Source organism: Butyricicoccus sp. AF35-5AC, from assembly GCF_003477715.1.
GTDB classification, from domain to species: Bacteria; Bacillota; Clostridia; order Oscillospirales; family Butyricicoccaceae; genus Agathobaculum; species Agathobaculum butyriciproducens.
Genome location: NZ_QUDX01000026.1, coordinates 1 through 11071, shown reverse-complemented (window position 1 = coordinate 11071; position 11071 = coordinate 1). Strand labels below are relative to the sequence as shown.

Genomic DNA, 11071 nt, shown 5'->3' with positions numbered 1-11071 from the left:
TTTGATGGTATATTGCTGGGCATAGGCGATAACTCCTGTAAATCGGGGTAGTTCTTGATAAAAAGAAAAGGAAGACCCTAAAGAGCCTTCCTTTCAGGTCACAGGCCTCACGGGCTTCTGCGACACTAATCACTGTAAACAGTATAGCATGGCAATGCCGGCCTGTAAAGCGCCGAGAAAGGCATTGTTGTTCAGACGGTATTATTCCCGCATTGTCGAAAGCAGCGTCACGCTGGTCAGCACAACATCCGCCTGCGGCGGCTGAGGAGGGGACCAGATGTTGGGACGAACGGCCTGAAGATGGTTATTTACGATCAGGTTCTTTCCGAGCGACTGCTGCAGTTCAACGATGTCTGCCGTTGTCAACTCATGATCGCGGATGATGTTGGTTTCGCCGAAGCCCTTAACAGGATTCTGTTTGGCAACATAAACGGTGTATGCGTAGCCGATATAGTAGAGATAGTTCATGAGCGGTTACCTCTTTATATGTTGACTTGTGCTCACATTGAGCAGAGGCTAATGCCAAACCCTCAGCATTTTGAGGTTTTGGAAGAAGATAAAATTACATGGTACTCAAACCCGGAACCGGTGAGAGTTTTGGCAAAAAAGGTTTGGAAGAAGATAAAATTACATGGTACTCAAACACTTCATGCCTGCACGTTACGGCGAGAAAAGTTTGGGAGGCGGAGAAAATTACAGGGTTCTCAAATCTTATGCGAATGAGGAAACGGCGTCCTCGCGATTTGGAAGGGAATAAAATTGCAGGATGCTCAAACGACGCCGCCATCTGAAGCAAACAAAGCAATGTTTTGGAAGCGAAAGAATTGCAGGGTACTCAAACAATGCAGGAAGGCCGTGTTAATTCCCGAGAGGTTTGGAAGAAGATAAAATTACATGGTACTCAAACGTCACATGACCATATGCGCGTGGCGTAGATGGTTTAGAAGAAGATAAAATTACATGGCACTCAAACTCGTGCTGCTACCAATCCACTCGATTTGGTGGAGAAAAAGCTACATGGTACTCAAACTTCGCAGCTGCTCGTTCCGGAAGGTGATCCGGGTTGGAAGAAGATAGAATTACAGGATACTCAAACCTCATCGGCGGAGGCACTGGTTTGGACGAGAAAGAAATTACATGGTACTCAAACCAAGAAGGTGGACTACCGGTTTAGAAGAAGATAAAATTACATAGTACTCAAACCGCTTGTCCAGCTGCTGAAAACAGTTAGCCAGTTTGGAAGAAGATAAAATTGCAAGGTTCTCAAACCAGGATTGCAGCCGAGGCGGAACCTACCCCGGGTTGAAAGAAAATAAAATTACATGGTGCTCAAACTATAATCGCAATTGCGATAGAAATGTGTTGGGTTAGAAGAAGATAAAATTGCAGGGTGCTCAAATCCCCTTGCGCGACGAGAGCAGTCAGCCGAGCTTTGAAAGCGGAAGCAATTACAGGGTTCTCAAGCTGGATGTGCGGTGTGCCGGACTCGCCAACTGGTTTGAGGGGAATAGAATTACAGAGTTCTCAAACGCATGTTATACTTTGCTCCACGGCGTTTTGAGGGTTTGGAAGAAGATAAATTACAAGGATCTCAAACTTACGAGTGTGTTCGCACCTGAGCAGCTATGGTTTGGAAAAAGATAAAGTTACAGGGTTCTCAAACGGCTGAAATCGCAGGAAACTCAAACGCGCGATAAAGAAGACATACGCCGCCGGAAGGTTTGGAAGAGAAAGAAATTACAGGAAACTCAAACCCGCGTGAAAGCAATAGATAATTGGCTTGCGTTTTGGAGGAGAGTAAAATTACAGGGTTCTCAAATCTTTTGCGAATGAGGAAACGGCGTCCACGCGATTTGAAAGGGAATAGAAATGCAGGGCACTCAAACGCCGAGGGTTGGGAGGATATCCGAATGAGTGGTTCGGAAGGAAATGGAGTTACAAGGTTCTCAAACGATGTACAATATCGCTCCTAAGTCGCCACCTTGGGTTGGAAGAAAGTAAAATTACAGGCCATTCAAATAAGAGAGAAAAAATTGCAAGGCTCTCAAGAAGGGTACCCAAAGGGTCCAAATTGAAAACTCGAATCACAAACGCTTGGTCGCAAGAGGAGATAGACTTGTGCTCACTTTGAGCAGAGGTTGATGACAAACATCGCCGGAAGATTGAAAAGAGGAGAAAAGATTACAGGATACTTAAACCAAATTTTCACTTGCTGCCTTTTCTGTGGAAAGAGAAAGAAATTACAGGACTCTCAAACTCGACATGTATCCGCTTATGTTCCCGACATGGTTTGGAAAAAGTGAAACCGCAGGGCAGAAAATGGTATCAAATGTTGTTTCATTTTCTCAAGAGAAGTAAAAAAGCTAAATTACAGGGTTCTCAAGAATACAGACCGCACCCAAAGCCTATGGTGATTTGGAAGGAAATCGAATTGCAATGACATGATACTCAAACAAGCTATTGGCAGCGAGCGGTTTGGAAGGGAATAGAATTACAGGGTTCTCAAACATCATGCCGTTCTCTTATCCGCGCCTAATCGTTTTGAAAGCAGAAGAAATTGCATGGTACTCAAACAAACCGGACAGATGATTTTGTGCAAAAGTAGTTTTGAAAACAGAAGAAATTGCAAGGTTCTCAAATAAATGAAGATGTAAATCTGTAAATGAGGATGTTTTAAAAGGGGGGAAATTACAGGGGCTCAAACGAGTGAAGAATGAGATCAGCGGTATGCGCTGGAATTACAGATCAACTCAAACAAAAAGAGAATACTGGCTGAGTATGGTTGGGTTGGCGGTAAAGAGCTTTTGAGAAAAGAAATTACACGGTACTCAACGGTTCTCAAACCTATACACAGGTCAAAGATATCGGCCGCCTGATTTGGAAGAAGATAGAATTACAGGGTACTCAAACACACACTCAGGTGTAACACTCGGCAGGCGGTTTGGAAGAAGATAAATTACATGGTACTCAAATGGACATAGAGAAATCCACACACCCCTCAATGGTTTAGAAGAAGATAAAATTACATGGTTCTCAAACTCGAAAAGATGTTCCGAATGTTGCACCGTGGGTTTGGCAGACGTGAAATTACATGGGTTCAAACCGGATTTTTTCGATGTGCCGATGGATTTCCGGTTTGGAAAGGTGTGAAGTTGCAGGGTTCTCAAACGTCAAGATGAGCCACAGCGTTGTAAGGAAGCAAAATTGCATGGTACTCAAACAACTGGTTAATCTCAAGTATTTTGAAAAGATTATATCCAACATTCAGCGTTTTGAAGGCTTGGAAGAAGGTAAAATTACATGGTGCTCAAACTACGAGGCCGGACGGGCCATTCTCGCGCTTGGTTTGGAAGAAGGTAAAATTACATGGTGCTCAAGCCCCTGATGTTGCCGGCACGATATTTGAAGGGAAATGGAATTGCATGATGCTCAAACTGGCTTTCGAGCCGGAACACGCTTTGGAAGTGGAAGAAATTACAGGACACTCAAATACACGCGCGAAGAGGCCGAGAAAGGGGCCGGTTTTGGAAGAGGAAGAAATTGCAGAACACTTAAATGCAGAAACATGGATTGCTTTTGATTGAAAGTTGCAAATCCGCAAGCTAACGATGTTCATACAATGCAGAAGTTAAGCCGCACTCGCAGAACCAGACCAAGCCACGAAAAGCATCGGTAAATCCAAGACGAAATTGCAGGGTTCTCAAACAGGCTGGCGGTCATGCACAGTTGACCGTATGTTCTGGAAGAGAAAGAAATTACAGGGTTCTCAAATGCATGTATTGACTCAAAAGCGCTTTGAGGGTTTGAAAGAAGATAAAATTGCAGGGTACTCAAAGCGACCGCGCTTATCGTATTATCCGGAGCCGGATTGGAAAGCAAAAGAGCCTGATAACAAGAGAGTATAAACTTGTGCTCACAATGAGCAGAAGCAAATATTTCAACCGCAACATTTTGAGGCTTTGAAAGTAGAAGAAATTACAGGGTTCTCAAACATTATTATTGGCCAGTTGAATTGGGGAATGGGTTTGGAGGAAGATAAAATTGCAGGGTTCTCAAACAGCAGAAAAAATCAATCGGAAATGTCATTTGGTTTAGAAGAAGATGAAATTACAGGGTACTCAAACGGTCAGTGTTGCTTTGTTCTTTTTTGCGTTGGTTTGGAAGAAGATAAAATTACATGGTACTCAAACGCACAGAAATATACAGGAAACAACGAATTTGGTTTGGAAGAAGGTAAAATTACATGGTACTCAAACACACGTTTTCTGTTACGGTACCGACGATGCGGTTTAGAGGAAGATGAAATTACATGGTACTCAAACTATCGCTCTGGGACACAAGAGGGTCGATACGGTTTAGAGGAAGATGAAATTACATGGTACTCAAACGAGTACGGCGTTGTCTATCTTGATGAACAAGGTTTAGAAGAAGATGAAATTACATGGTACTCAAACTGGATTACTTTTCGAATGATAGCGAGAGTCGGTTTGGAGAGGGTGTGAAATTGCAGGGTACTCAAACATCGGAAAATCAAAGAGCCGCTGTTTTGTAAGGAAGCAAAATTACATGGTGCTCAAGCCCTACAGCCGTTAAAAATCACGAATGTGCAGGGTACTCAAACTCGCGTGCATGGCTGGTTACTTACGCGGTTTTAGAAGAAGATAAAATCACATGGTACTCAAACGCGATAGCATATCACCGCTGCGCCGCCCAGGGTTTAGAAGAAGTTAAAATTACATGATTCTCAAACTTTTTCATTGTTATTTCCGCTTTGGAGAAGGGCAAAATTGCATGGTTCTCAAATAAACCAGTGGACAAGCTGCGCCCAATGGAGCTTTGGAAGAAGAGTAAAATTGCATGGTTCTCAAACATGTACCATAACATCATCAGCATCATCCTGGGTTTGGAGGAGTGTGAAATTACATGGTACTCAAACACATGCTACACTTTCCAGCCAGAACACACTTGGAAGCGGAAAAATTGCAGAATTCTCAAACAAGGATGTAAGCGGTTTTGCTTTGTAATTATTATACCATATCCTGATAGAAAAGCAAACATTTGTTCTATTCGTTTGAGAGCAGAAAAGGGTGAAGTTTAGAATGTGCTTCACAGAGGACGTAGATATTCCCTGATAAAGAATGATAAAAATGATTATGTGAGAAACAAAAAAACAGAATTTAAGAAACGGAAAGGAAAACGTACATGATTTATTATGATGATTTTAGAGCTTTTGCAAAAGAGCATGAAGATGAAATTTTCGCGTATTTCGTTCGAGATGGAGAAGATGCTGCGCAGTATGGCACGATCATTGAGGTAGTGCCGCTGCCGGACGCAGATTTCCTGATTGGCTTCAATGTATGGACAGAATGCTATAACGATAAGGATTTCATGCTGTACCAGCAAGATGATCTCGAATATTATAAGCTGAGCGAGATTCGTCTGGGTATCAATCCGCATTTCGAAGCAGCAAGAGTTCCGCTAATGGGATAAGAATAAAACGCGGATGAAACATGAACGGCGAAAGGAGGTGATAAAATGAGCAAAATGGTCTATCTCCCGTATGTTCACTTTGAACAGGAAGAAGGAGAAGCGGAGGGTACCGGCTGGTACTTTACGCAGTATAATACAGAAACAGGAGAAGGTCGAGGCTGGCACGGAACAGAGTTCATGCCGGACTGCTTCTTCGAAACGAAATGCGAGAATGGAGAGCCGGAAACAAAGTTCTTTGATGTGCGTACCAATGAGCCAATCAAGCAGTGGAGTTGGCCGGAACCGCAGGATGACAATGCGTTCACAAACTATGGCTCGCTGGCTGAGTTCGTTGCGAATAATTCGCAGAAGGTGTTCCGTATTGTTGACCTCGATGAAGAAGCATACGACTGCTCATGCACAATTTATGGCCGATTGACTACATTGGTCGAACTGGCGAACAAGGATGCTCTGCTGGGCATTCAGGTGCTGCAGGAGAGCGATGACGGCAAGCTGTATGGAACGGATACGCTGGAATACTACAAACTCAGTGAGATCCGCCTGACAAGCTGCAAGGAGGACATGAAACGATATTATACCGATGAAGCTGCTGAGTGGATAGCCAATTACACATGGAATGCGTATGGTTCGTTCAGTAGATTTGCAGAGAAGAACAAAGACAGGGTCTTTCGAGTGATCGTAAAGCCGGAGTTCTGCGGCGATGTCCCGGAAGACAGCTTTGATGCAAGACGCTGTAAGATGTCTTCTGTCGTAACGCTGCCGGATGATGATGTCTTTATTGGGTTGCGGATGCTTGATATTGCGCAGGTGGAATACCGAAAACTGAGCGAGGTTCATCTGCAGTGGCGTGCAGACGATAATCAGCCTGAGTGATCGGGCCAAAAGAAAACCTCTGCTCATATTGAGCAGAGGAGGATGTGTGCTAACAAGAAACCAGCAACCGCAAAATGTTGCAAACACTTGAAAGCCAACTTTCAAGTAACTTACAAGTAGTTTCAAGTAGAAGCTGCTTTCCGCCAATGACTTGCATTGGTTTTGATAAAGAAATGAAAATGAAATGCTGTTGCCCGTCCTCAGATGCGACAGGAGGACGGGCAATGGGACGAATGTGAAATTTAATTACTGAAGATTAGAAACGCTTACAGCACATTGTAGCGCTTATTTATCCCATGCCTCAGGAGCCGCCCCCGCCACCACCATCATCGACGCCAGCAGTGCACAAGTGATACCGTAACGATAAAAAACAATCTGCAATGCCTATTGCTTATATGGGCATCGGAACCCGAGAGCATAGAATCATAGCAATAATACCAATCAGTATAGTTACGATAAGAATAATGCATGCAATCTCAATTTTGTATTCTTCTTTGTGCAGTTTGAACGCTGCAATAAGAACTATGGCACTTACAAGTGCGATAATACCTATTCCTTTCCATAACCATGAAAGTTCATGTATTAACTGCATTGTGGTCACTTCCTTTTTGAAATCTTGTAGAAAAAATATGGGATAGGATCACCCCACGTGTGTGGGAAAAGGCTTAAAATTATCCCGGTAACAATGGTCCATATTAGCCATCTACATTTATAAATATCGAAAATCTGGTTTTTGTAACACAAGAACAAATTGCATAAAAAACTCCGTCTAACCGCAAGGGTATAGATGGAGTAGGGATTTTCGATTATGTGAACGTTAATTTGACTGAGGGATATGCAGCATTCTAGCAGTTTCAAGCCATGCGATTTCATTGGACTCCAGCTCTTTGATGGCCTCAAGGCGAGTATCTCCTTGGGCGACACAGCCTTTCAAATGCAGGCTCTTGGCGATCCAGACACGATGCCCATTGACGCTCTCACGGCTTATGGCGTAGGGATACAACATGAAGAACAGCTCCTTTAGCAATAAAAACGGGTTCATATGATAAGGTACAGAACAAGAATACCCACAAAAGTTGTTGCCATTCCTGTGAGAAAACATCCCATAGTCAAAGAACCAGGAGAGGATTTGCTCGAGTCTTCAATTAGAAACACAGCAAGCAGAAGGACGAGCCCGAAACAAAGCAAAAAAGCGCCTGCATGAATGTTAAGGGGGATTATCATTTAGAGTTCTCCTTGTTTATGCAGATTTTGAAGGTAGAGGATTTTGCATAGGTCTCAAACAAGTTAGTTGACATCACGACAACAGATGTCGTTTTAGAAGTAAGTGATTTTACATAGGTCTCAAACTCATCGAGGTTAAGGCACGCATCTCGGCTATGAGTGGAGGTATTTCGTTTTACATAGGTCTCAAATTTCTACCCAAAAAAACCCGAGGTTTGGAGGTGTATGGTTTTACATAGATCTCAAACATACCCGCCAGAAACTGTAATCTTATAACTGATTTGGAGGTATTTCGTTTTACATAGGTCTCAAACCGCTTTTCAAGCAAGTTGTTGATACCGAACGGTTTGGATATATTTCGTTTTACATAGGTCTCAAATTTCTACCCTAAAAAACCCGAGGCTTGGAAGCATCTCGTTTTACATAGGTCTCAAACTATAAAGGCAAAATAAACAGAGCCCCGAGGTTTGAAGGTATTTCGTTTTGCATAGGTCTCAAACCATATCGAGCAAAAAGCGGGGATAAGCGAGAGTTTTGGAGGTATTTAATTTTGCATAAGTCTCAAACCTCAAAGATCACTGATAAAACGATGGGTAGATAATTTAACATAGGACTCAAAAGCCAGTCCAAAAGACTTTTACATATAAGAGAAAGGTCTTAATCTTTCCGAGTAGCTTTGTTGTAATCAGCCTGTCCAGCCGCAATAACAGCGGTCACGCAAACGACCGTTGCGAAAAGACACAGGCCAGCAATAATGCCGATGATAAACAAAGAAATCGCCTCCTATATATAAGCGAAAATGGTTGTGAATTTACAAGGTTAAGTAACTCAAACGCGCGTAGCGGACCAGGATAGCCGATAAAAGAGGTTTGACATAGGCTCAAACGATAATTTAACGCCCCTATGAGATAGGCAGGTCACTGGGAAGCCGCAATCAGGTAATTTACATAGGTCTCAAACGCACGACCGTTCAAAACGAAGACTGTATCACGTTTAGAGGTATCGGATTTTACATAGGTCTCAAATTAAGCGCGAACCTATGTTGGAATGCCGTCGGTTTTGGAGGTAAGTGATTTTACATAAGGACTCAAACAGGGCAGTAACAGTCGTCTGGAAATCGAAGAAATAGAGGTGTTTGCTGTTTTACATAGGTCTCAAACTGCAATCGTAAACCCTATTCTCTTTGATTTAGATGCAAGATAGGACTCAAACCCTGATGGAACGGATATTTCATATCCGGTTGGAGGTGGATAGTTTTACATAGATCTCAAACAGAAAAGATATGTGGACTAATCAGGTAAGAGTTTGAAGGTGTCCTGTTTTACATAGGTCTCAAACGGCAGGCACAGGATTGTAATAGGTTGGTGGTTTAGAGATAGTTTGTTTTACACGAGACTCAAACAAATTACTGATTTGCGGTCTATTTTCCTTTGTTTTGGTTTTACATAAGTCTCAACATAGGTCTCAAACTTAAACTGTATTTGCAAAAACAGGTTTTGGAGGTGAGTGATTTTATATAGGACTCAAGCGTTACGTAGTCGCACTTCCAGCGCACGGCAAACGGCTGGTCTGTTACATCGCCGATAGAGATGGGTTTGGAGGTGAGTCATTTTACATAGGACTCAAGCAGAAAAAAGGTCATCAGATTGCCTCCTTTTGTTTTGGAGTTGAGTGATTTTACATAGGTCTCAAACAGAGAAAGATATGTGGACTAATCAGGCAAGAGTTTGAAGGTGTCCTGTTTTACATAGGTCTCAATTATCGAGATATTTTCCCCTGAGAGTGATTTGGAGGCATTTGTTTTGCATGGATTGTAAAAAATAGGACTCAAATGACCGGTCTGAACGGTGATAATAAGGTAAATGATTTCACATAGGTCTCAAACTATAGGCAAGCTATAAGAGGATGATAGGAGTTTTGTTGGTATGTTGTATTACAGAGGGCTCAAATTATGTATGAGGTATGGGACGAAAAGAATTTTTAAGTGTGAGTAATTTTACATAGGTCTCAAACAATTGCCGATGCCGTTGCAAGTGAGGATAGATTTTGGAGGCGTTTGATTTTACATAGGTCTCAAACAATGAACTACCGCCAAAGAAATCAACAGCGGTTTTGAAGGTGAATCATTTTACATAGGTCTCAAACTCTGTACGCAGCTCCACACGGAAACAAGACTTTAGAGATGAGTAATTTTACATAGGCCTCAAACGACTGCACGGCTTTGAGGTAGGTTTGGATGTATCTCATTTTACAGAGGTCTCAAACAAACAAACAATCACATATTTTCATGGAGGCATTCATCGCCGCAATAACAACGCATCGCAAGTGTACCTTTACTATGACGGTTGATGATTTCAAATGCCGTATGCGTGGGCATCTCTATAATCCAGAATCCATTGCGGCAATAGCTCTTCGGCGGAAGATAACCGAATTCGAAGAGATCTTGTTTAATAGTCTCAACTTCAGCTTCGGAATCACACATGCTTAAAGGCCAAATGACCAGTGTGTTGCGGTTAGCAAAATTAGACTTTAGATATGAACGAAGCATATCGTCAATGGTTACATGTTCTAATTTCATAATAGCCTTCTTTCTTTGAACGCAACATTTGCTTTGTAATTATTATACCATATTCCAGTGAAAAAGCAAACAATTGTTCGATACCCGGACTTATGCAGTTTTTGCATTAGCGAAAGGGAAGTGAACTGTGATATACTACAAAATTTGCGTCAGAATCGCTAGTATGGCAGAGGACAAGTGGTTCGGAAAGAACCCTTACTCTTACCCGTACCGTACCTCATACGCCGTCTACACGTCGCTGCAGCCTATTCCATTTTGCACTTAGCAGGGTTGACATTGGTATGGTATAATGCAGGGTTTGGGCACTTTTTATTTGTCCAGGGCAAAAATAGTCTTCAAATAAGAAAGAGAAAAGAGGTGTGAAAAATGAGAAAAATGGTCTATCTCCCATATGTTCGTTTTGAGCAGGAAGAAGGAGAAGGTCGAGGCTGGCATGGAACAGAGTTCATGCCGGACTGTCTCTATTAGGTTGCGGATGCTTGATACTGCGCAGGTGGAATACCGGAAACTGAGCGAGGTTCATCTGCAGTGTCGTGTAGACGATAATCGGCCTGAGTGATTGGGCAAAAAGAAAACCTCTGCTCATATTGAGCAGAGGAGTGTAGAAGCCAAGGCCCATCAGCTTTTACGCCTAACAAAACCATAGTAACATCTCCGTGGAATCACTCCCACATATGTGGGGAAAATTGCTTTGTAATTATTATACCATATTCCAGCAAAAAGCAATTTGTTCCATTTATCGGTGGGAGAAAATGCCAACCGTTTCTCGGTATCGGTTGAATGCGGAACGCCAGAACGATGGGGTTTTAACGTGTCATTTGTATGGTTTTTAACGTGTGGAATACAAGCAGTGATACCGTAACGATAAAAAATCAATAAATGACACGTTAAAAGTGCCAGTAATGA

Annotated in this window: 9 protein-coding genes; 5 read left to right on the top strand and 4 right to left on the bottom strand. The window is 42.5% G+C overall.

Annotation, left to right across the window (positions count from 1 at the left end; all coding sequences use genetic code 11):
* Positions 1-201: 201 nt before the first annotated feature.
* Positions 202-468: a hypothetical protein gene (locus DWZ82_RS14665; protein ID WP_118358787.1), complete on the bottom strand. Its 267-nt coding sequence runs from the start codon at positions 466-468 to the stop codon at positions 202-204.
* 2740 nt (positions 469-3208) lie between these two features.
* Here DWZ82_RS14665 and DWZ82_RS15290 point away from each other — a divergent pair.
* The 5 genes from DWZ82_RS15290 (at position 3209) to DWZ82_RS14635 (ending at position 6363) form a co-directional block, all read left to right on the top strand.
* Positions 3209-3385, top strand: a complete 177-nt coding sequence (locus tag DWZ82_RS15290) for a hypothetical protein (RefSeq protein WP_158575309.1) — start codon at positions 3209-3211, stop codon at positions 3383-3385.
* 37 nt (positions 3386-3422) lie between these two features.
* Positions 3423-3584 (top strand): hypothetical protein, encoded by a 162-nt coding sequence (locus tag DWZ82_RS15285; RefSeq protein WP_158575307.1) that lies wholly within the window; start codon positions 3423-3425, stop codon positions 3582-3584.
* 375 nt (positions 3585-3959) lie between these two features.
* Positions 3960-4502, top strand: a complete 543-nt coding sequence (locus tag DWZ82_RS14650) for a hypothetical protein (protein WP_118481387.1) — start codon at positions 3960-3962, stop codon at positions 4500-4502.
* Between the two features lie 700 nt (positions 4503-5202).
* Positions 5203-5490, top strand: coding sequence for a hypothetical protein (locus DWZ82_RS14640; protein WP_118358791.1), 288 nt, complete (start codon positions 5203-5205; stop codon positions 5488-5490).
* A gap of 45 nt (positions 5491-5535) precedes the next feature.
* Complete coding sequence (locus tag DWZ82_RS14635) at positions 5536-6363, top strand: hypothetical protein (RefSeq protein WP_118358793.1); 828 nt, start codon at positions 5536-5538, stop codon at positions 6361-6363.
* Positions 6364-7180: 817 nt separating this feature from the next.
* On the opposite strand, the gene DWZ82_RS14625 is transcribed toward DWZ82_RS14635, so the two are convergent.
* The 3 genes from DWZ82_RS14625 to DWZ82_RS15480 form a co-directional block, all read right to left on the bottom strand.
* Positions 7181-7369, bottom strand: coding sequence for a type II toxin-antitoxin system HicB family antitoxin (locus DWZ82_RS14625; protein WP_118481384.1), 189 nt, complete (start codon positions 7367-7369; stop codon positions 7181-7183).
* Positions 7370-9862: 2493 nt separating this feature from the next.
* A complete protein-coding gene (locus DWZ82_RS15020) occupies positions 9863-10165 on the bottom strand; it encodes a hypothetical protein (protein ID WP_118647339.1) in 303 nt (100 codons plus the stop codon).
* Between the two features lie 618 nt (positions 10166-10783).
* The coding region (locus DWZ82_RS15480; protein WP_207663673.1) for a hypothetical protein at positions 10784-11071 on the bottom strand (288 nt) is incomplete at its 5' end.